This is a genomic window from Adlercreutzia sp. ZJ141 (assembly GCF_011038965.1).
Lineage (GTDB): Bacteria > Actinomycetota > Coriobacteriia > Coriobacteriales > Eggerthellaceae > ZJ141.
On record NZ_JAAKEB010000001.1, the window covers coordinates 82,060 to 106,987 of the forward strand.

23 protein-coding genes and 1 tRNA gene are annotated in these 24,928 nt (G+C 55.8%); 18 read left to right on the top strand and 6 right to left on the bottom strand.

Annotation, left to right across the window (positions count from 1 at the left end; translation table 11 throughout):
- Positions 1–130 precede the first annotated feature (130 nt).
- The 3 genes from G7Y44_RS00360 to G7Y44_RS00370 are packed head-to-tail and all read right to left on the bottom strand — an operon-like array spanning position 131 to position 1,065.
- Positions 131–340 (bottom strand): DUF3791 domain-containing protein, encoded by a 210-nt coding sequence (locus tag G7Y44_RS00360; protein ID WP_165045196.1) that lies wholly within the window; start codon positions 338–340, stop codon positions 131–133.
- A complete protein-coding gene (locus G7Y44_RS00365; RefSeq protein ID WP_206214367.1) occupies positions 333–590 on the bottom strand; it encodes a hypothetical protein in 258 nt (85 codons plus the stop codon). Before G7Y44_RS00365 ends, G7Y44_RS00360 begins: the two co-directional genes overlap by 8 nt.
- On the bottom strand, positions 583–1,065 hold the full coding sequence (locus G7Y44_RS00370; protein WP_165246637.1) for a DUF3990 domain-containing protein: 483 nt from the start codon (positions 1,063–1,065) through the stop codon (positions 583–585). Before G7Y44_RS00370 ends, G7Y44_RS00365 begins: the two co-directional genes overlap by 8 nt.
- Positions 1,066–1,287: 222 nt before the next feature.
- Here G7Y44_RS00370 and G7Y44_RS00375 point away from each other — a divergent pair, with 222 nt between their 5' ends.
- Positions 1,288–1,530: an SHOCT domain-containing protein gene (locus G7Y44_RS00375; RefSeq protein ID WP_165246639.1), complete on the top strand. Its 243-nt coding sequence runs from the start codon at positions 1,288–1,290 to the stop codon at positions 1,528–1,530.
- Between the two features lie 143 nt (positions 1,531–1,673).
- Here G7Y44_RS00375 and G7Y44_RS00380 read toward each other — a convergent pair.
- Positions 1,674–1,750 (bottom strand) — tRNA-Asp (locus G7Y44_RS00380).
- Positions 1,751–1,984: 234 nt separating this feature from the next.
- Here G7Y44_RS00380 and G7Y44_RS00385 point away from each other — a divergent pair.
- The 10 genes from G7Y44_RS00385 (at position 1,985) to G7Y44_RS00430 (ending at position 16,724) form a co-directional block, all read left to right on the top strand.
- Positions 1,985–4,621: an AfsR/SARP family transcriptional regulator gene (locus G7Y44_RS00385; protein ID WP_165246641.1), complete on the top strand. Its 2,637-nt coding sequence runs from the start codon at positions 1,985–1,987 to the stop codon at positions 4,619–4,621.
- A 313-nt stretch (positions 4,622–4,934) separates the two neighbouring features.
- Entirely contained in the window at positions 4,935–7,757 is a 2,823-nt protein-coding gene (gene secA, locus G7Y44_RS00390; RefSeq protein ID WP_165246643.1) for a preprotein translocase subunit SecA, read from the top strand.
- 114 nt (positions 7,758–7,871) lie between these two features.
- Positions 7,872–8,966, top strand: a complete 1,095-nt coding sequence (prfB, locus tag G7Y44_RS00395; protein ID WP_165246645.1) for a peptide chain release factor 2 — start codon at positions 7,872–7,874, stop codon at positions 8,964–8,966.
- Positions 8,967–9,213: 247 nt separating this feature from the next.
- Entirely contained in the window at positions 9,214–10,053 is an 840-nt protein-coding gene (locus G7Y44_RS00400) for a transketolase (RefSeq protein ID WP_165246647.1), read from the top strand.
- A complete protein-coding gene (locus G7Y44_RS00405) occupies positions 10,046–11,029 on the top strand; it encodes a transketolase family protein (protein WP_165246649.1) in 984 nt (327 codons plus the stop codon). Before G7Y44_RS00400 ends, G7Y44_RS00405 begins: the two co-directional genes overlap by 8 nt.
- 45 nt (positions 11,030–11,074) lie before the next feature.
- Entirely contained in the window at positions 11,075–11,920 is an 846-nt protein-coding gene (gene ftsE / locus G7Y44_RS00410; protein ID WP_165045213.1) for a cell division ATP-binding protein FtsE, read from the top strand.
- Positions 11,913–12,827: a permease-like cell division protein FtsX gene (ftsX, locus tag G7Y44_RS00415; RefSeq protein WP_165246650.1), complete on the top strand. Its 915-nt coding sequence runs from the start codon at positions 11,913–11,915 to the stop codon at positions 12,825–12,827. Before ftsE ends, ftsX begins: the two co-directional genes overlap by 8 nt.
- Positions 12,828–12,843: 16 nt before the next feature.
- Positions 12,844–14,124 (top strand): S41 family peptidase, encoded by a 1,281-nt coding sequence (locus tag G7Y44_RS00420; RefSeq protein ID WP_165246652.1) that lies wholly within the window; start codon positions 12,844–12,846, stop codon positions 14,122–14,124.
- Between the two features lie 2 nt (positions 14,125–14,126).
- The gene (rnr, locus tag G7Y44_RS00425) at positions 14,127–16,112 is read left to right on the top strand and encodes a ribonuclease R (protein ID WP_165246654.1); all 1,986 of its coding nucleotides are present in this window, start codon (positions 14,127–14,129) and stop codon (positions 16,110–16,112) included.
- 36 nt (positions 16,113–16,148) lie between these two features.
- The gene (locus G7Y44_RS00430; protein WP_206214369.1) at positions 16,149–16,724 is read left to right on the top strand and encodes a M48 family metallopeptidase; all 576 of its coding nucleotides are present in this window, start codon (positions 16,149–16,151) and stop codon (positions 16,722–16,724) included.
- Between the two features lie 10 nt (positions 16,725–16,734).
- On the opposite strand, the gene G7Y44_RS00435 is transcribed toward G7Y44_RS00430, so the two are convergent.
- On the bottom strand, positions 16,735–17,187 hold the full coding sequence (locus G7Y44_RS00435; RefSeq protein WP_165246656.1) for a type II toxin-antitoxin system VapC family toxin: 453 nt from the start codon (positions 17,185–17,187) through the stop codon (positions 16,735–16,737).
- A complete protein-coding gene (locus G7Y44_RS00440) occupies positions 17,171–17,485 on the bottom strand; it encodes a hypothetical protein (protein ID WP_165246658.1) in 315 nt (104 codons plus the stop codon). Before G7Y44_RS00440 ends, G7Y44_RS00435 begins: the two co-directional genes overlap by 17 nt.
- 192 nt (positions 17,486–17,677) lie before the next feature.
- Between G7Y44_RS00440 and rplS the strand changes: the two genes are divergently transcribed.
- From rplS to G7Y44_RS00475, 7 genes are all read left to right on the top strand, one after another.
- Positions 17,678–18,025, top strand: coding sequence for a 50S ribosomal protein L19 (gene rplS / locus G7Y44_RS00445; RefSeq protein WP_165045248.1), 348 nt, complete (start codon positions 17,678–17,680; stop codon positions 18,023–18,025).
- A 68-nt stretch (positions 18,026–18,093) separates the two neighbouring features.
- Positions 18,094–18,879, top strand: a complete 786-nt coding sequence (locus G7Y44_RS00450) for a ribonuclease HII (RefSeq protein ID WP_165246660.1) — start codon at positions 18,094–18,096, stop codon at positions 18,877–18,879.
- 500 nt (positions 18,880–19,379) lie between these two features.
- Positions 19,380–19,802, top strand: a complete 423-nt coding sequence (locus G7Y44_RS00455) for a YraN family protein (RefSeq protein ID WP_165045252.1) — start codon at positions 19,380–19,382, stop codon at positions 19,800–19,802.
- Complete coding sequence (locus tag G7Y44_RS00460) at positions 19,802–21,298, top strand: YifB family Mg chelatase-like AAA ATPase (RefSeq protein WP_165246662.1); 1,497 nt, start codon at positions 19,802–19,804, stop codon at positions 21,296–21,298. The genes G7Y44_RS00455 and G7Y44_RS00460 overlap by 1 nt, the downstream gene beginning before the upstream one ends.
- Positions 21,295–22,206: a DNA-processing protein DprA gene (gene dprA / locus G7Y44_RS00465; protein WP_165246664.1), complete on the top strand. Its 912-nt coding sequence runs from the start codon at positions 21,295–21,297 to the stop codon at positions 22,204–22,206. Before G7Y44_RS00460 ends, dprA begins: the two co-directional genes overlap by 4 nt.
- 73 nt (positions 22,207–22,279) lie before the next feature.
- The gene (trmFO, locus tag G7Y44_RS00470; RefSeq protein ID WP_165246666.1) at positions 22,280–23,695 is read left to right on the top strand and encodes a methylenetetrahydrofolate--tRNA-(uracil(54)-C(5))-methyltransferase (FADH(2)-oxidizing) TrmFO; all 1,416 of its coding nucleotides are present in this window, start codon (positions 22,280–22,282) and stop codon (positions 23,693–23,695) included.
- 1 nt (position 23,696) lies between these two features.
- On the top strand, positions 23,697–24,695 hold the full coding sequence (locus tag G7Y44_RS00475) for a tyrosine recombinase (RefSeq protein ID WP_165246668.1): 999 nt from the start codon (positions 23,697–23,699) through the stop codon (positions 24,693–24,695).
- Positions 24,696–24,928 lie beyond the last annotated feature (233 nt).

A 24,928-nucleotide genomic window follows, 5' to 3' on the forward strand; every position in this document is an offset into this window, starting at 1 on the left:
TCAAAACCGCAGAACGGACAACGGAGATAAGCCTGTGACAAAGACATCTCATGGCACATATCGCCTCTTTAGCACCGCAATTGCGTGTCAACGTAACGACGTGTGTGCTTGTCACAAGCTCCGCACGGTTTTACCAGGCAGGCCTTCCTGTGGCGATAAGGCTGTCCAGATCGGTAAAGGCGTTGTCTAGCGATTCGGTGTGGTACATTTCGTACATGTCATAGACAAAGCCGATCCTACCCTGTTTATCGAGCGCATCGAAGACTTCCGCTGCTTTCAGATTACGGCTTTGAGCATAGCTTTCAATAAGGAAGGCAAAGAACGAGAATTCCTTAGGCAATTTCATCACCTCTCAGGTAGAGCGAGTTGCGTGGGTCGCCAGTTGCCTGTTCGTTCTCCCAAAGGTCAAAGAGGACAGTGGGGCTGAAGTGCCACATTTTCAAGTCATCGTTGAGAAGCATCTCGTGAGTTTCCGAGTTGAGAAATAACCTTAGTGCGTCCATAAGCTCGATATTGCGCGAGGAAGCGATAAGGGTAGACACTTGTGAGTCAAATCCTTGCATAATGGAAGGAGAAGTACTATTAGTCAAGGCAGTTCACCTCCCGATACGTAAGATGGCTCAGCGCATCTGCGGTTCGAAAACAGTATTGATCGGTTAATCGCTGTGGTTCCAAAAGTACCAGTGCAGTGTTCTTGTCGATTTCGCCATTCATATAATCATTGATGACACGCATTGTGCGATCGTTCGCAACAGGACCGATCACGAGATCATAAAGGGGTCCCGAGTAAATTCCCTTACGATTCGCAACCACAAAATCGAGCCAATCACCATCCGCCTCGTTGAACCGAAGAACAGCAAGATCAGTCAAAGCGCTATCCTCAAGATCGTAAGTTGAGACTGTGGGATTTCCTGAGACTCGACGTTGAGCTTGAAGCGTAGCCCAACGACGTGCTTGCTCAAAACAGGACGTTGTGTAGAATCCAGCACCGAAATCTAAAGATCGGTTGGTCGTCAAAATGCGTGGATGTTCCACGGCTACGTTGCTTCCATGGTGAAGAAGCATATCAATGAAACCCCCATCCGATTTGTCTTAGCTTGCAAGAAGCTAGAGTATACCGTACTTCTCTCACCCTAATGGGCCTGGTCATTTGATACTCCTACCTTTTGTTACTGTTGGTCCATAATAGTTTGACCTACGATGGATGGAATGATATCTTACGCCCACATAGAGTGTAAGATATCATTCCATCTGTAAACAATGCGTCTCCTGAGAAGGTTGAACAATATGAAGTTTCTAGGCATGGGTGTTCCCGAACTTCTCATCATATTCATTTCTCTCCTAATCCCTCTTTTAGTAATAATCATCGTTGCTATCATCTGCTTAAGCATTGCGAAGAAAAGACGCAAAAAAGCTGCTTTGTGGCAAAATGCGCCGAAGCAACTTGAGGATTATAAGAGACTAATGGATACCGGTGTCATTACTCCTGATGAGTTTGAGAAGAAGAAACGGGAGATCCTAGATGTTTAAAATGGTCATCATAGTCTCGACAGTGGCACGCAACATGCCTTAGAACTGATCAGTTGTGAATGGGATGAATTAAGAATAGCCTTCATCTGAGTAACCCATAGAAAAAACCAGGAGCCATCATAGGCTCCTGAACTGGTATCAGATGGCGGGATGTACGAGACTTGAACTCGCGACCTCCGACGTGACAGGCCGGCGCTCTAACCAACTGAGCTAACACCCCGCATGTAACCGCCGCTTCAAGGAAGCAGCTTCGCTATGATAACGAGAAACCGCATCTTTGGCAAGAGGATTCTTGGGCGTTTTTGACCAACTACCCAACGTTACTGACCCCAACACCAGATTCAGAAGAAAAGCGACGAATGGCATGTCTTCTTAATTGCACATTTGACAAGGGCGTTGCTATGATCGTGTCGCTTGGGTGTTGGGTTTCCTTTTGAGGAAGGCGAGTAACACAATGCCTGATTTCCTGTCGTTAAGCGCATGCAAGGGTTTCTCCCCGCGGTATCTGAGTACAGAGCGACACGTCGCGCGGCCCGCGCTCATCGCCAGGCTGCTTCGAGAGCGTCACGTTCCTCGTTACATCGTTGCGCCACCAAGCTATGGGAAGACGATACTTGCGCTTCAGTACGCCAGTACAGTGTTCTCGTTTAAGAACGTGTTCTGGCTCGATTGCGCAAGTCCGTGCTTCTTTCGCGACCTTGATGCACATATCATTGCTGAACGGCTAAAGCCTGCAGAAGGTCAGACGGCGTTGGTTATTTTCGATGGGATGCCGTTTCTCGACCCTCACCGGGCTGACTTTCTCATGGATGAGATTGATGCCATCTTAGATGGTGGGGGAGAAGTTCTTGTCACCTGCACGCCGTCGCGTGATGTTTTCTCGGCGCATCGTGATCGCATGCGGATTGGATCGCGCGATTTGTTGCTCAGTGATGACGAACTCGATGATGTTAGAACCGAGTCGGAGCGCAAGGCGTTCCCCTCGTCATTTATTTCCGATTCAGGCCGTGTTCCTGGTATTGCTTGGGCCGATGCTGCTTCGTCGACCGCTGCGTTTGTGGCGGCAACCTTTGGAGAAGAGCTTCCTGCCGACATGTTGGCATCTATATTTGTCATGATGGTGCTCGGGGATGGCAAGTTGGCCCATGCTATGCAGTTCGTTAGTTCGGTTACCGCCAGTTTGCGTATGATTGAGTGCGAGTACCCACATTTTGGTGTTGATGTTGAGCAGGGAACCTTCGAGGCACCGGCTGTTCCTATGGCCGATATAGAAGGCCCAGCACTCGCCGTGCTTCCTACCATTGTTGACGGATCGGCGTTTGCGGGAAGGGAATCGCTGTGCTCGGCATTGGGCAGCTGGCTCGTGCAGCATGGCAGAGCGAGCCGCGCCTGTGAACTGATGCATCGCTTGCCAGGCGCCGTGGCACGCGCCTTGTGGCTAGCTGAACATGGCGAAGACTTACTTGATGCGTGCTGTGTTTTGCCGGCGTCGACAGTGTTTGGACTCTTCTCAGAAACAGATCAGGTGGTTTCCTCGCGTCTGCAGGCCGACGAAGCGCTGCGTCTGTTGTTGCTTGATGATGTCGATAGTGCGCTGCGTGTTGCTGGTGTGGCTGTTAGCAGGCCGGATGCTTCCGCTGGCGACCGTATGCAAGGCATGTTGGTGACCTATCTTGCATCAGATGCTGCGGAAAGCACTCGTGTTGCCGCTGCTGCAGCGCATCTGTTCGCTGAGGTAGGCGAATCCCAGCAAAACCAGCTTGACCCCGATGCAGCACACCAAGGGGAACAAGGCGGACAAGACGTCGATGTGCGTGTTGTTGATGTGCTGCGATTTATCGGCGTGTTGGAAGCGCTGTCCTCGTCGACCGAAGAGGCGCTTCGCCTGCAATGCGAGTGGCTAAAGACACATCCGTCTTTGGTGTGCTTACTCGCCGCTGCGGTTGTGTTTAATCGTATTGGTTGCATGGGATCAGAGGATAAGGTCCGCTTCTCTGTGGGTGTCGAGACGCAAGCTCGACGTATCGCTTTACAACTCGAACAGCTTCCCCAGATAAGCGATCCTGCGAGTCTGACACTTCCGGCGGCATTGGCCGCAATTGAACTTTCGCGCATGCTCGACGTCGTTGCGCTGCCCGTCAGTTCGGTTGGTACCCACTTACTCGATGCTGCCCAGGCTATGGAAATGTCGCTGTATAAGCAGCGCAGGGAGTACCGCAAAGACGTTGCCGCCCGTGTCTCCCTTACTGCATCGACGAGGCGGAACCGGTCGCTTTTGAACACACCGCTCAAGCCGCAGGTGAAGACAGGTGTACCGACGTGTCCGCCGCTGCACGTGAGTCTGTTTGGTGGTCTTGAGGTGAGTATTGGGGAGCACCGGGTCGACCCGATGCTGTTCAGTCGGCGCAAGGTGCGTACGCTGCTCGCGCTTTTGGTACTCAACGGTGGCAAGGAGTATTCGCGCGATCGCTTGGCTACCTTGCTATGGCCCGACAGTAGTCCTACGTCGGCGCGCAACAACCTATATAGCATCTGGAGCACGCTGCGTAAGGCGCTCAGTGTTCCTGGTGGCGGTTGTCCCTACCTTATCCGTCAGCAGCAAGGTTTGCGTATTGATGCCACGCTTCTTACGAGCGATGTTACTGAGTTTGATGAGCTGTGTCGAACGTTGCTGTTCGAAAGCCCTGGTTACGGTGGATGGTCGCACATCCATGCGCAGCTGAAGGCCAATTTCTCAGAAGACCTGCTGCCGAGCGAAGACGAAAACGAGTTCATTGCTGGCATGCGAAATAGTTATCGCGGGCGTTTGGTTGATGCACTGGTGTCGGCATCGAAGCGTTTGGTGGGTGCAGACGAAGTGCGCGAAGGGTTATGGTTCGCACGAGCGGCTGTCATGCGCGACCGCACGCGCGAAGATGCCTACGATGCGCTTATGGAGGCGCAGCTTGCGGCGGGGCAGCGCACGGCGGCGCTTGACACTTACTTCGAGTGCCGGCGAGTGCTAATTAACGAAATGGGCATCGATCCCTCGCCTGAAACCGTGCGCATGTACCGGTTGATTATCGAAGCCGAAGACGACTTGAGCTTCTAGCGCCTTAAGCGGCAAGGCGGGGTAGCTTGTACTGGTAGCCCAAAATGGTAGTCTAAAACCCGCCTTCGTCAATGAGTTGCCGCTTGGCGTTGTGCTCACAGGGGTTCGTCTTACGGGTGAGCCCCTGTGTCATGTTGACATCTTCGCGTACATGAACAGGGTTTACGCCCGATGGCATGCCTGTGGATTTCGAGAATCAGCAATTGTCTCTATGCTAGAATCGGGAATTTGCAAGACATACTCGCACACAATGCGGCAGCATCGCGCCGATCTTGGCGCTACCTTGCCGCTCTACGAAGGGAAGGCGCACATTATGGCAGGTTTTCTCTCGAAGCTGCTGTCCGCTGGTGAGGGCAAGCAGGTGAAACGCTATCAGGCTTTGGCTCGCAAGGTGAACGATCTTGAACCTCGCATGATTGAACTCGACGACGATCAGTTGCGGGAGTTAACGGCCGATTTCCGTCGACGCCTTGATGCGGGCTGTAAGTTGGATGATCTGTTGCCCGAGGCGTTTGCCGCTGTGCGTGAGGCAAGCAAGCGCACCACGGGGCTTCGGCATTTCGACGTGCAGCTTATCGGTGGCATGGCCTTACACGATGGACAGATCGCCGAGATGCGTACCGGTGAAGGTAAGACACTTGTGTCAACGCTGGCGGGCTATTTAAACGCACTGCCAGGCAACAACGTGCACGTTGTTACGGTAAACGACTACCTGGCTCGCCGCGACAGCGAGTGGATGGGGCAAGTGTATCGCTTCATGGGGCTGTCGGTTGGCCTTATCCAAAACGGTATGCGTCCCGCCGACAAGAAGGAATCCTATCGCGCTGATATTACGTACGGCACCAATTCCGAGTTCGGTTTTGACTACCTGCGTGACAACATGGTTACCAACGCAGGTGCGCGCGTGCAGCGCGGGCATCACTTTGCCATTGTCGACGAGGTTGACTCTATTCTCATTGACGAGGCCCGCACGCCGCTTATCATATCGGGTGCTGGGTCGGCGGCTGCGGAAACCTATGTGAAGTTCGCGCGCGTTATGCCGGCGCTGCGTCTTGACGAAGACTTCAACATGGACGAGGCAAAACGCACCATCAACGCAACAGAAAGCGGCCTTGAAAGAATCGAGGCCATGTTAGGTATCGATGACATCTACGCCGATCCGTCTGGCAGGTTGGCAAACCACTTACAGCAGGCATTAAAGGCGCAATTTTTGTTCCACCGTGATGTTGACTACGTGGTCGTGAACGGTGAAGTGAAAATCGTTGACGAGTTCACGGGGCGTATCATGGAGGGGCGGCGCTACTCGGAGGGCCTGCATCAGGCGCTTGAGGCGAAGGAGCGCGTGCGGGTGCGCGAGGAAAACCAGACCCTTGCTACTATTACGTTGCAGAACTACTTCCGCCTATACAATAAGCTCTCGGGCATGACAGGCACCGCGATGACCGAGGATTCCGAATTCCGTCAAATCTATAACCTGCCTGTCGTGGCTATTCCGCCGAACAAACCTGTTATTCGTGCCGACGAGAATGATCTTATCTATCGCACCATCGACGCGAAATTTAAGGCTGTTGCCGACGATGTAGCTGCTCGTCATGCTGCTGGTCAGCCGTGCCTAATCGGCACGGTGTCCATTGAAAGCTCCGAGCGGCTTTCTCACCTGCTTGACAAGCGTGGTATTCCGCACGAGACTCTCAACGCGAAAAATCACGAGCGTGAGGCGCACATTGTGGCACAGGCGGGGCGCACCGGTGCGGTTACTATCGCTACAAACATGGCTGGGCGCGGTACCGACATCTTGCTGGGAGGCAACCCCGACATCCTCGTTGATGAGCGCCTGCGGGAGTTGGGCTACGACCCCGATGTCGAGGTGGGCGCCGAGGTTGAAGATGGGAAGATGCCGCCCGCGCCGCCCGAGGTACGCGCTGAAGCCTTGGCTCACTGCAAGGCTATTTGCAAGCAAGAAAACGAGCAGGTGCTAGCGGCGGGTGGCCTGTGTGTTATCGGCACCGAGCGCCACGAGAGCCGCCGTATTGACAATCAGCTGCGTGGTCGAAGTGGCCGCCAGGGTGACCCGGGCACCACGCAGTTCTATCTGTCGCTCGAAGACGACCTCATGCGCTTGTTCGGTGGTGATCGCATGGATTCCATCGGGCGGCTTATGGAAAAGACGAGCATGGAAGACGACATGCCCATTCAGGCGACCATGGTGTCCAAGGCGATCGAAAACGCTCAGCGTCAGGTTGAGACGATGCATTTCGCCGCACGAAAGAACGTGCTCGAGTACGACGATGTTATGAACAAGCAGCGCGTCGCTATCTACCAGGAGCGAAATGCGATTCTAGATGGCAAGGATATGTCAGAACGCATTCCTGTCATCATAACTGATGCGGTGGAGGAAGTGGTGAGCGAGAACTGCCCGCCTAAGTCCGCAAGTGACGACTGGGACGCACGCGCTGTCGACGCCTGGGCGGCCGAGATGACCGGGGCGAGCGACTTCCGTGTAAACGACGTTTCTCATGACGATAGCCCATCTGAGGTGGCCTGCGCACTTGAAGACTACCTGTCTGGTGTCTACGAGGCTAAGCGCGCCGAGCTTGGGGATGCTGTGATGAGCACGCTGGAAAGCCAGGTGATGCTGCGCATCATCGACACGCGCTGGATGGCACATCTCTCCGACATGGACTACCTGAAAACCGGCATTGGTCTGCGCGCATTCGGTCAGCGAGATCCGCTGGTCGAGTACAAGAACGAGGCGTTTTCTGCTTTCAAGAATCTGACCGAGGGCATGTACGAGGACTACCTGCGCACGTTGCTGCGCCTGCAGGTGGCGGTAAAGCAGAATGCCCCTGATCTGCAGGAACACGAAAGCCCACTTGCCGGCAAGCTGACCTACTCCAATCCGGAACACGCGCTTGATTCCACAGGTGTGGGAAGCGCTGTTGCCCGAAACGCCCGCACAGGAAGTTCCTCGTCGCCGAGCGCTCCTGCAGCAGCGGGGCAGACACCGAATAAGCCTGCGCCGCAAAAGGTACAAACCTACGTGAAGGACAAAGACGATCCCTTCGCGAATGTCGGCCGCAACGACCCGTGCCCTTGCGGCAGCGGTAAGAAGTTCAAGAAATGCCACGGTGCGTGACACGTCTGACATGTGCAGCGTTTTTACGGCGAAATAATTATTGAGCGCTGCAAAAACGCTTGCTGACGTTACGAACGACCTGTTACCGGTGGTTTTCGATACTGGAAAGACGATATGGCTGACAAAGAGAACAAGGAACTCGAAGAACTCGCCCGCCGCGTTGCCGATGCGCGAGCTTATCTGCACGTTGATGAGAGAATCACTGAGCTTGAGCGCCTTGATGACGAGCTTGCAAGTCCTGGCTTTTGGGAGGATGCCGACCGCGCGCAAGCCGTGTCTAAGCAGGCGAGCGACATTCGCGACACCCTTGCCGAATACGACAATGCATGTTCGCTACTCGAAGATGCTTCCGCGGCGCTTGAGCTGGCGGGTGAGGACGAGTCATTTTTGCAGGAATGGCGTACAGCATGCATACGGCTTGTTCGACTGCTTGATACCATGGAGGTAAACTCGTGGTTCTCTGGCCGGTTTGATGCGGGGGATGCCATCGTGTCGGTAAACCCTGGTCAGGGTGGCCTTGAGGCGCAGGACTGGACGGAAATGCTCTATCGCATGTTTGCGCGCTACGCCGAGAGCAAGGGCTGGAAGGTGTCGGTGCTCGATGCGGTTCCCGGCGAAATTATCGGCATGGACCGCGTGACCATTCAAGTTGAGGGGCGCAACGCCTATGGCATGCTGCGAAGCGAAGTGGGCGTTCACCGGCTCGTGCGCATATCGCCGACCGACATCAAGAAGCGCCGACAGACAACGTTTGCGGCTGTGGAAGTGATGCCTGTGCTTTCCGATGACATTGAGGTTGATCTGAATCCCGCCGACGTACGTGTTGACGTATATCGCGCAAGTGGCCCGGGCGGGCAGTGCGTGAACACTACCGACTCAGCCGTACGTCTGACGCATATCCCTACGGGCACGGTGGTAACGTGTCAGAATCAGAAGTCACAGCTGCAGAATAAAGAAGTTGCCTTTAAGGTGCTGCGAGCCAAGCTTTACGAGCTGGAAGAGCAGCGGCGTGCCCGCGAGATCGACGAGTTGCGTGGCGAGCATTTGGACAACTCGTTTGGCAGCCAGATACGCAACTATGTGCTGTATCCCTACCAGCTGGTGAAGGACTTACGAAGCGGCGTGGAGACAGGCAATGTCGACGCCGTGCTTGGTGGCGATCTCGACGAGTTCGTCATTGGCTATCACAAATGGAAGGCGTCGAATTAGGGCACTGAGTGGGGGACATCGGATTCTGAGGCGTTCTTTGCGAAGCGTTATCGAGAGGCACTCTTCAAGAAGTGTTCTTTCTATCGGATTGCTTGTCGGCCGCATCCGCGCTCGTCTTGTGTACCTCGCGTATCGTACAACGGTGTGTTCCTGTGTAGAAACTCCTTTGAATGTGCACCCCGTTTGCGCGGGTGTGCTATACACTGTTACCTCGTGATAGAGCGTTTCACTCGTGAAAGGTTGACTGATGGACAACGTCCAACTGCAACAGAAGGCTCGGCAGATGCGCATCGACATCGTGCGCATGATATCCGAGGCAGGAAGCGGGCATCCGGGAGGGTCGCTGTCGTGTACCGACATCCTGGTTGCCCTGTATTTCGGCGGCGTGCTGAAGCACGATCCCGCAAACCCCCAATGGAACGAGCGCGATCGCTTCGTTCTGGCGAAGGGACACGCTGCGCCAGCCCAGTATGCGGCGCTCGCTGAGGCGGGCTATTTCCCGCGCGAAGAGCTTATGACGCTTCGCAAACTGGGAACGCGCCTGCAAGGGCATCCTGATTCGAATCTACTGCCCGGTATAGAGGTGTCTACTGGGTCACTCGGGCAGGGGCTGTCCATTGCCTGCGGCATGGCCTGTGGGCTTAAACTCGACGGCACTGGCCAGACGGTGTTTACCGTGCTCGGTGATGGCGAATGCCAAGAAGGACAGGTGTGGGAGGCGGCTATGTTTGCTGCTCACCGCAAGCTCGACAATCTCGTTGCCATCGTCGATCGCAACTGCCTGCAGATCGACGGCAATACCGCAGATGTGTGTGATCCTGGTAACGTGGCACAGAAGTTTGCTGCCTTTGGTTGGGACGTGAGTGAGGTTGACGGCCACGATATCGCGGCACTCATTGAGGTGTTACAGCAAGCGAAGGAGTCACACGGTGGCGCGCCCCATGCCATCATAGCGAAGACCGTGAAAGGTAAAGGTGTGTCCTTCATGGAGGACCAGGCGGGTTGGCACGGCAAGGCACCCAATGCCGAGCAGACTCAACTCGCTCTCGCCGAACTCGATGATCGCAAGGAGGCAAGCTGTGGTTAAGCGTGCAGATGAAGAGCAGTCCCAGGTAAAGCGCGCAACGCGCGCGGCATACGGCGTCACGTTGGCTCATCTTGCCGATGAGGGGCTGCCGGTGGTCGCGGTTGACGCCGACCTAACCGGATCGACAACGACGAAAAAGTTTGCGCAGGCAAGCCCCGACTATGCTGACCGCTTGTTCAATTGCGGTATTGCCGAGCAGAACATGGTGGACGTGGCGGCTGGCTTGGCTGCCACCGGCCACATCGCGTTTACCGGCTCATTTGCGGTGTTCGGTACGGGTCGCGCGTACGATCAGATTCGCAATACGGTGTGCTACAGCAATCTGAACGTGAAGATTGCTCCCACCCATGCTGGTATATCCGTAGGCCCCGACGGCGGAAGCCATCAGATGCTCGAGGATATCTCACTCATGCGTGGCCTTCCCGGCATGAAAGTGCTGGTGCCTGCCGACTATGCGGCAGCGGAAGCGGCTCTGAAGCTTGCCGCATACACACCCGGTCCGGTGTACGTGCGCATGGGAAGGGCATCGGTACCCGCTGTGTACGCCGATGGTGTCGAGTTGGAAATGGGTCGCGCCTACGTGCTGCGCGAGGGATCTGATTGCACTATTGTTGCGTGCGGTGTTATGGTTGAGCAGGCGCTTTCTGCTGCGGCAACCCTTGCTGAACAGGGGATTTCCGCTGAGGTTATCGACGCATTTTGCGTGAAGCCTCTTGATGTGGATACCATCGCCGCCAGTGTTGCAAAGACCGGTTGCGCGGTGACGGTCGAAGAACACAGTGTGCTTGGAGGCTTAGGTTCCGCAGTGGCTGAAACACTTGCTGCTACACATCCAGCACCGGTTGAGTTCGTTGGTATGCGCGATCGCTTCGGTAAGTCGGGCGAGTTCGCCGAGCTGCTCGAGTACTTCGACATGGGTGTACCGGCGATTGTCGAAGCTGTGAAGAGGGTAAAAGCCCGCGTAGCTATCTGCTAAACTGGTATACGTCTCAGTACATCTACAACCTGAACGGAGCATTCTGTGACAAACGATCTCAGCCAAGGGGTTCCTGCGCGCCATGCGCGGCGCAGCGGGGGTGCTCATGCTGCGTCGGCTCGGCAGGTGACCTCTCAGCTTTCGGCATCGCTTCCGGTGCTCGAGGTCGATGACGTGCCGCAACAGATGGGCAAACCGGTCATCACCTTCGATCATGTGACGAAAATCTATCCTGCCCAGCCGAACAATCCGGCGCTTGACGATATCTCCCTCCAAATATATGCGGGCGAGTTTGTCTTTTTGGTCGGCCATTCTGGTTCGGGTAAATCGACATTTATTCGTATGCTCACGCGCGAGATTAAGCCGACACAAGGTCATATCTACGTCGCCGACGAGGATTTGGGTTCCATGCGTAACTGGCGCGTGCCCTACCTGCGCCGCAATATTGGCTGCGTGTTCCAAGACTTCAAACTGCTGCCGAACAAGACGGTGTTTGAGAATGTGGCGTTTGCGCTTGAGGTAATTGGCAAGAATCGCCACGTCATCAAGACGCAGGTACCCGAGGTGCTACGCCTGGTAGGCTTGCAGGATAAGCTGGGGAAACTACCCGATCAGCTTTCCGGCGGCGAGCAGCAGCGTGTGTCTATTGCACGTGCCATCGTGAATCGCCCCCCGATGCTCATCTGTGACGAGCCGACGGGTAACCTCGATCCGCAAACGTCTCGCGGTATTATGGACCTGCTCGAGCGAATCAACCGCACGGGTACAACGGTATTGGTGGCAACGCATGACCGCGAAATGGTGGACAACATGCGTCGCCGCGTTATCGCCCTCGACCGCGGTCATCTGACGCGCGACCAAGACAGGGGGGTGTACGGTTTCGATGCGTAGTCTTATCTATTTCCTGCGTGAGTCGGTTAAGGGGTTCTCTCGCAACCTTTCCACGGCGCTCGGTTCGATCGTTACTATTTTCCTTTCGCTGCTCATCATTGGCATCTTTTTGATGGGTGGTATTGTCATTGAGAACATCGTGAGCTCGGTGGAAAGTGAGGTGTCCATCACTGCCTACATCGCCGACGAGGCATCGGAGGCCGACATCTCGAAGACCAAGAGCTTCATCGAAGGGCTTGAGGGCGTGGCGTCGGTTGGCTTTACCACCAAGGATCAGGCGCTGGAGAACTTCCGTAACTCGATGACTTCAAACCCCGAGATCATCGATCAGCTTGATGGTGAAAACCCGCTTCCCGCCTCCATTGATGTGGAATTGTCCGACCCGCAGTTGGTCGAGCAAGTGGCGGCTTCCATTGAGAGTAATTCCACCTTTGCTTCGATCTGTGACAACCCAAGCGATCCATCTGAATCGCTGAAGTACGGTCAGAAAACCGTTGAGAAGCTGTTCTCGTTGACGAGCTACATTCGCTACATCGGCATTGCGCTCGTGGCGCTACTCATCTTCATTGCCATGGTGTTCATTAACAACACCATCAGACTCGCCATCTTGGCGCGTCGCAAGGAGATTGCCATCATGCGATTGGTGGGTGCTTCGAATGGCTTCATTCGCGGGCCCTTCCTGATGGAAGGTGCGTTGCATGCGCTTATTGGATCGCTGCTTTCAGTTGGCGCACTCGAGCTTTTGCGCCGCTTCGCGCTTCCGCAGCTGCAAAATGCGCTTACCTGGTTGCCTATCGACATTGGTGGCAGCATCATGGCGATGATCTATGTGGCTCTTATCGTTGCTGGCTTGGTCATTGGTTTGATCGGCTCTGCGTTTGCCATGGGCCGCTACCTGAAGGTCTAGCTTACGTTTCGCGAGTATGGGCGAGGTAAAGAACAGTAAACATGCGGCGGCGTCCGAGCGTCATGCTCGGACCCGCCTTGTTCGTTTGGTGAAGGTGATGCTCTTCGCCTTACTTTTGTGCACGGTGTTCGTGATGGGGTTTGTCGTGCGCGGTCAGAGTAACCTGCTCGAATCGCTCGGTTTCCCTCGTTACGCTGCCGATGTGGATCGCAATCCGGGTGCCACCGTGTCGGGCGATACGTACGATTCCATTGGTGCGCGCATGGAAGAAGTTGAGGGCATAACGAAGAACTATAGCCTCAATACGTACGATTTGGATGTTGCTACGCATAAGGTTTTAGACGCGTTTTCTGAAGCGACGGCCGACCCATACTTTGACTACTTCGACGCCGATCGCTACGCGGTACTTTTGCAGGAAGCATCTGGTATCACTTCGGGTATTGGCGTTCTGTTCTCCGAAAAGGATGGGCGCGCTTATGCAGCCGATGTGTTCGAAGAGTCGGCAGCGCAAGCTGCCGGCGTGCAGCAGGGCGACACCGTGATTGCTATCGATGGTGAGCGTGATCATGATTGGACGATGACAGAGGTTACCTCGCGCTTGCTTCAAGCGGAAGGTGATCCGGTGATTATCACCTGGCGGCGCGCCTCGGCTGCTGAAGGCGATGACGATATATCCTACACCACAACACTTGACTGTTCGAGCTATTCGATTAAGAATGTCGAAACGCGCCTGGAGGGCACAACGGGCGTTATTACGCTGCGCCAGTTAAGCCAAAACTCGACCGAGTTGGTGGCAAACGCGGTGGCTGATTTAAGAATACAGGGGGCAACTTCGTTCGTTCTCGATTTGCGCGACAATCCTGGCGGTTTTCTCACGCAGGCGGTAAACATCGCGAGCCTGTTTGTGGAAAGCGGCACAATCGTGAACATATCCACGCGTGAGTCCGATGAGACCGCGCGTACAGCAACAGGCGACGCTATTACCGATGCGCCGCTGGTGGTGCTGGTGAATGGACACACGGGAGCTGCGGCTGAAGTGCTCGCGGCGGCGTTGCAAGACAACGAGCGTGCCATACTGGTGGGTGAAAAGACCCTGGGAAAAGGATCAGTGCAGGTGATGCGCGCCTTGAGCTTCGGCGGTGCTTTGCGCTACACCGCGGCGTATTATCAGACCCCGCTTGGGCATGACATCGATGGGGTGGGAATCGCCCCCACTATTACTGTCTCACCGTCGGGAGAAGATGACAACCAGATGCAGTTGGCGCTGGAAACGGCGCTGTCAGTTTCGGCGGATTAGCTATGCCGCGTCGGCGCTCGCATGCTCGTCGTACGCCCCGAAGCAATCCACGGGGTATCCTTGCCGTGCGCAAGGATGGTTATGGTTTCGTTAAAACCCCTGAGGGTGACTATTTCGTTGCGAACTCAAAGATGAACGGCGCAGCTGACGGCGATTACGTTGAGGTTGCAGCACTGCCGCGCACGCGCTGCGCACGCGAAGAGGAGCGGAGTGCACCCCGAGATGCGCAAGGTTGTCCGGCCGCGCGCGTAGTTCGTGTTATCGATCGGGCGCATGATGTAGTGGTCGGACGCTACGAAGTGGCTGATCCTTTCGGCGTGGTTGTGCCTGCTGATCGGCGCATTCCCTACGACATCTTCACTATGCGACGCGATCACCCTGACATCCAAGACGGCGCGATCGTCAAAGTGCGCATCACTGAGTTTCCCACGCGCCGCAGCGCAGCTGTAGGCATTGTTGAGGAAGTACTGAGCAATGCCAATGACAATTCCGTTCCTGTCGAGCTTATTGTGGCAGCTCACAAGCTTGAAACGACGTTTTCATCCGCATCGCTTGAGCAGGCTAGAAAATCATGTGTAGATGCTGACGGCGCACTCGCGGCTGGATACCGTGATCTGCGTGATCGCTTCGTGGTCACCATCGACCCAGCCGATGCACGCGATTATGATGACGCGCTGTCGCTTGAGCGTCTCGAGTCGGGCGCATGGCGTGTGGGGGTTCACATTGCCGATGTGTCACACTACGTACCATGGGGTTCGCACGTCGATTTGGATGCTCGCCGTCGTGCGACGAGTGTGTATTTGGTCGATCGTGTGATCCCTATGCTGCCTGAAGCACTCTCGAACGGAACGTGCTCGCTTTCCCCTGGTGAAGACCGCCGTGCTATGACGGTTGACGTGGTGCTCGACGCAGAGGCGCGCGTACTGTCGTTTGAGGCGTACCCGTCACTTATTCGTTCGCGTCGACGTCTGACATATGACGAGGTGCTCGACATTCTGAACGGCGTGTATGTGCCGGATGACGACTCATGTATGCTTGAGCTGTTACGCGGTTTGTCGCGCGTGGCGAAGCTGCGTGCACGCGCTCGCATGCGCGCCGGGGGTGTGGATTTCGATACGGTTGAGGCAAAGGTGCGTCTCGATGGTGAAGGCTCGCCCAATGAAATCGTGCTTCGTCAGCGAAATGACGCTACCGAATTGGTTGAAGAGGCGATGATTCTCGCGAACGAAACGGTGGCGCGCTATTTGCGGGATGCGGGCTTTCCCTGTATGTACCGTGTACATGAAAAGCCCTCACCCGATAGTCTCAAGGCGCTCTTGCCAGTACTTACTGAGTTTCCTTGGTTTGAGAAGATCAACCGCCGTTTGTTTGTTGCGGGCAATCCCTTCGAGGTGCAGCGCGTGCTCGCACTTGCTGAAGGGTGGCTTGAGGGTCGGTTGACCTCGTCGCTCGTGCTTAGGGCGATGAAGCGTGCTGACTATCGCATTGTGTGCGAGGGGCACTACGGGTTGGCGAGTGAAGCTTACGCTCATTTCACTTCGCCGATACGCCGCTATCCTGATTTGGTGGTGCATCGGATGTTGAAGGCCCGGTTACTTGGACGTCTCGAGTGCTTCGACCAGGAGGTGTCGGCTATGCCCTGGCTGGCGGAGTATTCCTCGAAGATGGAGCGCGAGGCCGATGCGGCTGCGCGTGAGTCGCAAGAAGTGAAGATGATCGAGTATCTAACCCGCTTTATCGGCCAAGAGTTTTCTGGTGTGGTGTCGGGTGTTGCAACGTATGGGGTGTTCGTGCGACTCGACAACACGGCTGAGGGGTTACTGCCCGTATCCGAGCTAGGAAACGAGTGTTTTGCGCTCGATGCGACACGTTACCGGCTGGTGGGGCAGGAAAGCGGTGTGGTCTACAGACTTGGTCAGTGCGTGCGTGTTGTGCTGACGGCAGCAGACGCCGCTGCGCGTCAGCTCGACTTCCGTCTGACGCGATGAAGGCTGTCTTGTAGGTTGAGTAAGTTGAAGAGCTCCATGACAACTCCTAAGGTACGCAAAACTCAATCGCCTACACTCGTATTCGTTGACGAGATGGAGATTTGGCTTACGCGCAAGTCTATCAAGAACATGCACCTTCGGGTAAAACCGCCCGACGGACGTATCGAGGTGTCGGCACCGTTGTGCTTGCCGCTTGCGACCATCAAGCAATTTGTGCGTGAGAAGCGCGATTGGATTGTCGTTCAGCAGCGGACGATCGCCTCATCGCCCCGTGTCGATGCCGCTGCTGCAAGCCCTGATGAGATTAAGCAATGGAAGGCTGTTGTGGCAGCGTGTGTGCCGGTGCTTATCGAGGCATGGGAACCTTTGATGGGCGTGAAGGCCGGTAAGGTTGTTTATCGCAACATGACGAGTCGCTGGGGTAGTTGCCAGCCCGCCACCGGCCGAATTTGTATCAACGTGCGACTGGCTCTCTATCCGCCAGAGTGTCTCGAATACGTGGTGGTCCACGAGCTGTGCCACCTGATTGAACGTGGTCACGGTCCGCATTTTCACGCGCTCATGGACCATTTCATGCCTGACTGGAAAACACGCCGCGCGAAGCTGCGGTAGAAGGTGTTCGCTACTCAGGGCAACTGATAATGTCATAGACAAGACCGTACTCTTCCTGAATGAAGTTGAAGAAATCAACTGGGCTGATAACCTGTGTATGGGCGTTTGAAAAGCCGCTTTCGTCACGTGTGAGCAGGAAATCAGCTTTTATCTTCTCGGCACAGATATCAATGAGACAGTCTCCAAAATCGTCCCATTTGCGACTACTCGCCAGATGGATGTCTGAGGCATCAATGGTGCAGATTTCAAGCCACGGGTAGCTTTCATTAAAAGCGTTCTGGATGAGTTCGCTGTTGTAGGTCTTTCGGAGAACATAAAACACATCGGTAAACGACTTGGCTGAAACCCAGAGTTCCGCATCGCCGAATTCCCTCATAACGAGAAGCTTTTGGGCGATATCATCATCAGGTGGTCGCTGTGTGTATAGATCGATGAGGACGTTGGTATCAAGCAAAACGCGCATAACGCTCATCCCTTGCTTTGTTAAGCTGTTCGTTGAATGGTTGATTACTGACGGTGGGACCAACGTACATGGCCTCGAGTGATGCGCGTATTTTCTTGACTTGCTGGGGTGTGAGCGCTCGTTTTTGAGCCCCGGCGGCGCGGAGCGGCTCACGCGCTTTTGGGAGTTGTCGCTCTGCGAGGACAAACTCATAGGCGGCATTGATAAGCTGCGAAGGCGTAGATCCCAGCTCTTTTAAGGTGGCGTTCCCTCGTTCTTTCACGGCGACAGGAACACGTGCTGAAACGATAGCATCCATTCGTACTCCTTTCGGTTGCTCCTAGTATATTGTAATACCGTCTAACAAACAAGGTATTCTTGATAGAGAAGTTTTTTCGTGCGGGCGAATTTGCTGCTTGCGCAGAGGATGTGCGGGTGTTATACTAACTAATCGCGTCTGTAGACATATTACGTGCACTGCAAGCTTTAGGTATATAGAAGGACAAGGAACATGGATATCATTCGCGCTATCGAACAACAGCAAATGAAGCAGGACATTCCTGATTTTCACGTGGGTGACAATGTGAAGGTTCACTATCGCATTACCGAGGGTAACCGCGAGCGTATCCAGGTGTTCCAGGGTGATGTCATCCGTCGTCAGGGCGGTTCTGTTCGCGAGACGTTTACCGTCCGCAAGATCAGCTTCTCCATCGGCGTTGAGCGTACCTTCCCGGTACATTCTCCCAAGATTGAGAAGATCGAGATCGTTCGTCGTGGTGCCGTGCGCCGCGCTAAGCTGTACTACCTGCGCAACAAGGTTGGTAAGGCTGCGAAAATCAAGGAGAAGGCTTTCCGCTAAGCCGTCAGGTAGCAACGTTTTCTCGAATCCCGCTCATATGAGCGGGATTTTTTTCAGGAGCATACAATATGTCGCAAACTGTGAAAGACATAGCCTGTGCCCTCAGGCGTGCCGATCGATCTGAGCTTGAGGTGTTTGAGCGCAGTCTTGCCGCCGATACGCGAAAAGGGGTGCGTACTGCACTTGAGCGGGCACGGGTGCGCATTGAAATGGAGGAAGCTGAGCAGCGGCGTGTGGCGGCGCTGTACGCGTTTGAGGCCGGGCTCGCGCAGAGTCGGGACGCGCGCGTTGTTGTGGGGCTTGACGAGGTTGGTCGCGGCCCGCTTGCCGGACCACTTGCTGTCGGAGCTGTGGTACTTGGGCCTGAAATGATCGAGGGTCTGAACGACTCGAAGCAGCTGAAGCCCGATCAGCGTGAGTGTGTCGCCGAGCACATAAAGGCGACGGCACGTGCATGGACGGTGCAATATGTCGACCCTGCGTTCATTGATGCGCACGGCATGACGGCGTCGCTTGTTGAGGCATTTCAGCGGGCCATTCGCGAAATCGAACGTTGTGGAATCAGCCCCGATCTCGTGTTGCTTGACGGCAATGCGCTCAACATGGATGCGCGGGAGGTTAATGTCGTTAAGGGCGACGCGAAATGCGCGTCCATAGCCGCAGCGTCGGTTGTGGCAAAGGTTGAGCGCGACCGCCTCATGCAGCGCTATGCGCAGGAATATCCCGCATACCACTTCGATGAGTGCAAAGGGTATGCGAGTCCAGCACACATCGAAGCTATCCGGCGCTTTGGCCTGACTCCCATTCATCGGGCATCGTTTTGTACCGCGTTCACGCAAGAATCGCTTTTTTAGAGCACGCCAGCTTATCTTGATTTGCTTCTTGCCGTAAGGAACACTGATTACTTCCGTCAGCCCCGCGCAGACGGGACGGCGCCTGACGGCCTCAGACCTCGTTTGCGCACGTCAGTGCGCGCTCTCGATCTTCGACCGTCGCCCATCCGCCCCGCCCGCGCAGGACAAGACAGCTTTAATGAGTGTTTTCTTACGTGGTGTTTGAGAGAGCATGCTGTGCGTAAGGTGATTTTAACAGTGCTTGGCAGTGTTATCTACACTACCATCCATGAATGTAACCACTGCATTTTCCCAGCTCACAGCCTCGTGTTAGATTTCTGTTAGATTTTCGGCAGAAGCACGATTGAGATTCGTTGAAAATCGCGCAGATTCGGCAAGAAACGGTTGGAAGTACCGATTGATCGGCGATAGAACCGTCATGCTTTTCTGTGGAAAATCCGCGACTGGCGGCATGTTGCTGCGCCGTATGATCATCCTCGCAACGAAGAAGGGAGTTTGCGGTGAAGGATCAGACAGGATCGGACCAAACGGGATCGAAGGCGACGCAGACGCGCCGTGGGAAGCAGAACAAAGAACTCGGTCGCAGAGGGGAACAGGCTGCCGTTCGCTTTCTTGTGCGGCATGGTTACGACATTCTCGCACAGAACTGGGAGTGCGCGGCTGGCGAAGCCGACATCATTGCGCGTGATGGCGATGCAGTGGTTTTCGTTGAGGTGAAAACCAGATCAAGTGTGGAAAAGGGATTACCCGAAGAAGCGGTGACCACAGCGAAGCGCAAGCGCTACGAGAAGATAGCTGGTTTCTTCCTGCGAGATTATCCTGAAGTGGATGTTCCGGTACGCTTCGACGTGGTGTCGATTCTTGTTATTCATGAGAGCAAGGCATTCGTGCGTCATCACATCAACGCCTTTGGGGTGGATTGATGGAGTCGCAATGCAGCGTGGTGGGAGCAACGTTGCGCGGAGTTAACGCGCTGCCTGTTGAAGTTGAGGTGTCCATATCGAACGGCATGCCCGGTTTCGCGATTGTTGGGATGGGAGACGCATCGGTTCAAGAGTCGCGCGAGCGCGTGCGGGCGGCGTTGCGGTCAAACGGGTTTGCGATGCCGGCATCGAAGATTGTAGTGAACTTGGCTCCCAGTGCGTTACGGAAAACCGGATCGGGGTTTGACTTGCCCATAGCGGTGGGTATTCTTGCAGCAACGGGGCAGATCGATCCTGCTATGGCGCGGTTAGGGCTGTTTGTAGGTGAGCTTTCGCTGGAAGGCTTTGTTAGGCCGGTTCCCGGACTGCTTGCCTATGCCTTGTGCGCTCGGGATGCTCGGCTGCCGCTTGTTTGTGCCCCCTCGGCTGAAGGGGGTATTGCGATTGAAGGTTTGCGGCGTCTGTTTGTCGAATCGTTGGCAACCATGCGAACTGGGTCATTCGAAACATCAGTTCCCGATGTGCGGCCTCCGTGCGTTGCGCCACTCGATTACAAGGATATCGCAGGGCACGATATGGCGAAGCGTGCCTTACAGATTGCCGCAGCAGGCGAACATGGACTGCTCATGATGGGGCCTCCCGGATCGGGAAAGACCATGCTCGCGTCGAGGTTGCCCTCCATTCTGCCGGCGTTGTCGCAGGCAGAGGCGCTTGAGACCGCCGTCATATATTCGGTTGCGGGAGAAGATGAGTCATTTGCGCTTGCGGGCGTACGTCCATTTCGTAAGCCCCATCACTCGTCAACGTTGGCAGGGTTGGTCGGCGGCGGATCACCCATCCGACCTGGTGAGGTGTCGCTTGCCCATAACGGCGTGCTTATGCTCGATGAGCTTGCCGAGTTCAAGACATCAGCATTGCAGGGAATGCGCCAGCCGATGGAAGCCGGGCATGTCGTTCTTACGCGCGCCGACGGCAGCGTTGAGTTTCCGGCCCGCTTCATGTTTATTGCCGCATCGAACCCTTGTCCGTGCGGCTACTTTGGCGATGATGAGCGGCCATGTACGTGTACGGCGCGTCAGGTGCGAAGCTATCAGGCTCGCATCGGTGGGCCGCTCATCGATCGCATCGATATGCGGCTCGACATTCGGCGATTGCCTCCCAGTCGTGTGTTGGCGACAGGAGGGGGAGCTGATTCGGCATCGCTTCGGGAAGGGGTGCTTGCTGCTCGAGAGTACTCATCATGGCGTCGAGCGAAAGCTGGTCTTATTGGTCGGGAGGAACCGCGTCAGCTGGTTGAGCAATGTGCTCTTTCCGGAGATGATGAACGGTTTCTCGAGCGGATGTCGGAGTCGCAGCAGCTCAGCGGCCGGTCGCTGATATGTGTGTTGCGTTTGGCTCGCACCATCGCCGATATGGCGCAAGCACCGCGCGTGACAAAGGATCATGTATGCGAGGCATTTGGGTTTCGTGCATGGGAGGGAGTGACTACTTCATGAGCGATGGATTGGTATTACGGGGCCCGCGCGTTGTTATGGCACCAGATGATGCGCTGTTTCCTGCAGCGCTTTCACGGCTGCGGGATGCTCCGAAGGCATTGTATGTGGTGGGGAACCCTGCAGCGCTCAGTGAGGGTATTGCGGTGGTGGGAGCGCGCAAGGCTACCCCATATGGCGTGCGATGTGCGAAGAGGTTTTCTTCCCTTGCAGCTGAGCGTGGCGTGGTGGTGGTGTCGGGTGGTGCGCGTGGGTGTGATGCTGCGGCGCATGAAGCAGCGATTGCTGCGGGTGGGACGACGATTGCGTTTCTCGGTGGCGGGTGTGACCGGCTGTATCCGGCGGAGCATCAAGGGCTTTTTCAGCGCATTGTCGATTCTGGCGGTGCGGTAGTGTCAGAACAGCCATGGGAGGCACCTCCCATGCCATGGATGTTTCGTATGCGCAACAGACTTATTGCCGGCTTGGCGCGGGCTACACTCATCGTTGAGGCGGGGTTGCCGTCAGGCACGTTTTCTACGGCCGACGAGGCGCTTGCCGCTGGTCGCGAGGTGTTGGTGGTCCCAGGTTCCATAGCATCGGAGACATCGCATGGGGCAAACCGGCTCATCTGTCAGGGAGCGACGCCCATCATTGACGACGAGACGTTTCTCGATGCGCTGTTTTTGCTGTTTGGTTGCTTGAGAGAAGATTCTTCTTCAAATGTTATTGCGTCATCAGCTTGTCAAGACAATGAGGTGGTTAACGCGCTTCGAGCTGCTCCCATGGGTATCGAGGAATTGTACGAGTTTGCGCGGGAGAGATGCGGGGTACAACAGGCGAAAGACTGGCTCATGCCGCGCTTGGCGGAAGGGTTGGATTCGGGCCAGATCGCACGCTACCCCGACGGCAGGTGGGGGCCGACTGTGTGATCGGTTGATTCGGTTGCCGATATTGGTGGCGATTGCCGAGTGCGCGCACGGCGGGGTTTGGTATGCTGGGCGCATGGAAAAGAACATCGTCATAATCGGAGCCGGGCTCGCTGGTAGCGAAGCTGCGCTGCAGCTAGCGGCGCGCGGTCATCGCGTTCGCTTGATCGAGATGCGTCCGGTTCGTCAAACTGCCGTTCATCGGAGCGCACACTGCGCCGAGCTCGTGTGTTCAAACTCGCTCAAGAGCACCAAGTCCGACAGTGCTGCCGGTATGTTGAAGCGCGAGCTGCGCGTATTGGGTTCTTGTCTGTATGGTATTGCGCTTGAGAACGCCGTTGCTGCCGGGGGTGCGCTTGCTGTCGACCGCGATCGGTTCGCTGCGGCAGTCACGCGTGCTGTCGTATCGAATGAACTCGTCGACTTTCAGCGCAGAGAAGTTGTCAATCTTCGTGCGGAATGTGCGGACGCACAAGCGGTTATTGTGGCAACAGGTCCGCTTACCTCTGATGCGTTGGCGGCGTCGATCGCGCGTGCTACGGGGTCGCAGCATTTGGCCTTCTACGATGCAGCAGCGCCTATTGTGATGGCCGATTCCCTCGATGAAGGGAAATTGTTCAGACAGAACCGCTACGAAGGCGCGCCCGAGGGCGCTGCAGAGTCGGGCGATTACTTAAACGCTGCATTTAATAAGGAACAATACGATCGCTTCATCGACGAGCTGGTGGCTGCCGAGCGCGTGGTTGCGAAAGATTTCGAAACGCGCGATCTGTTTCAGGCGTGTCAGCCCATCGAAGAAATCGCTCGCAAGGGGCACGATGCTCCTCGTTTCGGAACATTAAAACCAGTTGGTCTCACCGATCCGAGTACGGGCCGTCGCCCGTGGGCGGCGTTGCAGCTGCGTGCCGAGAACGTTCATGGATCGGCGTACAACCTGGTGGGATTCCAGACGAACCTCACGTTCCCCGAACAGCGCCGGGTGTTTCGCATGATACCAGGCTTGGAGAACGCGGAGTTCGCCCGATATGGCGTTATGCACCGCAACACCTTCATCGATGCACCCCAGTTGCTTGATAGCGCGTTGCGCTTGAAGGGTACCGCTGCCGCGGCTTTTCCCGTTCCGTTGTTTGTGGCCGGACAGCTAGCCGGGACCGAGGGTTATTGTGAGGCAATACGTTCGGGGTTACACGCGGCGATTTCCGCATCAGCGCTTGTGCAGGGCATACCTGCACCGAAGCTTCCTTTAGCATGTGCATTTGGCGCGCTGCTCGATTACGCCACCAATCCTGCAACGTCAGACTACCAACCCATGCACGTGAATTTCGGCATCATGACACCGCTCGACCACGCGCCTCGCAACAAGCGCGAGCGCTACGCAGCATATGCCGAGCGGGGGGCGCGTGCACTTGACGCCTATCGGGGCAGCTTGGTGGCGTGCGGGCTGCTGCCGTCCGTGTTGCTGGGTGATCTGTCGGGTAAGGGAGACGTCTAGCATGGGACGTGGTAGCGACGCCGAACGTGGCGGGCCAGTTAGTGCAGACGACGACTGCGGTGCAGGATGCGCGGGCGAAGGGGATCGCGCACAGCAGCTGCTGGACGATTACTGTCGGTCGCTGGCGGTTGAGCGCAACCTGTCGGCCCATACACTGCGCGCGTATCGCATCGACGTGGAGGATTACCTTGCGTGGTCGCAGCGTCGCGGTATTGATCCTCTTTGCTGCACCCATCAGCAGCTGCGGGCCTATCTTGCTGAACTTGACCGCGCCCGCTACGAGCGATCGACCGTCAACCGACGCCTTTCGTCGCTGAAAGGGTGGTTTCGGTGGATGAACCTACGGGGAGATGTTGAGGAAGATCCTGCACACGTGTTACAGGGTCCGAAGAAGCGTGCACACCTGCCGGGTGTTATCCGTCCTGCTGATATGGCTCGTTTACTGTCGGTGCACGCGAAGCGCGATGTGAAAGGAAACTCGCGCGAACAATCGGACGCCGATATGCGCGATCAGGCACTGCTGGAGTTTCTGTACGCTTGCGGTGCGCGTGTTTCCGAGGCGTCGGGGTTACTGATGAGTAACGTTGATTTCGTCCAGAAGCAGGCGAAAGTGCTCGGTAAGGGGTCAAAGGAGCGCATTATCCCTTTGCACGATATGGCGATTTCATCCTTGCGCACCTATGTGATGGTTGCCCGTCCACACTTGCTCGATGGGAAGCAGTGTGATTACGTATTCGTGTCGACGCGCGGCAACCAGATGGGCACTGATGCGATGCGTAAGATGTTTAAAGCAACGGTGCTCGCCGCAGGTCTCGACCCGTCGCTCTCGCCACATGACATGCGTCACACGTTTGCCACTGATCTTCTGGCTGGCGGTGCCGATTTGCGTAGCGTGCAAGAGATGCTCGGTCACGCGAGCCTGTCGACCACGCAAATCTACACGCACCTGTCGCCTGAGCGTCTAAAACGAGCACACGCCCAAGCCCACCCCCGTGCATAGGGAATTTGGTTTCGGTATCGGCTTTGCGGGTGGCGCGGGGGTTGTGTGCAATTGTTGAACAAACCGTTAAGCGAACAAATGTTTTATAATTGCTACGTACAATAGGGAAGGCTTTGCCACAGGCTTGCGGGGCAACGCTGCATGAGCGAGAAGAAGAGCCCTGCGCAGATCGCATTGGTGCGAAGGACGGTGTTGTGCGCGCCGTTTTTTGTCTATGTCGTTTCCGTCTGTGG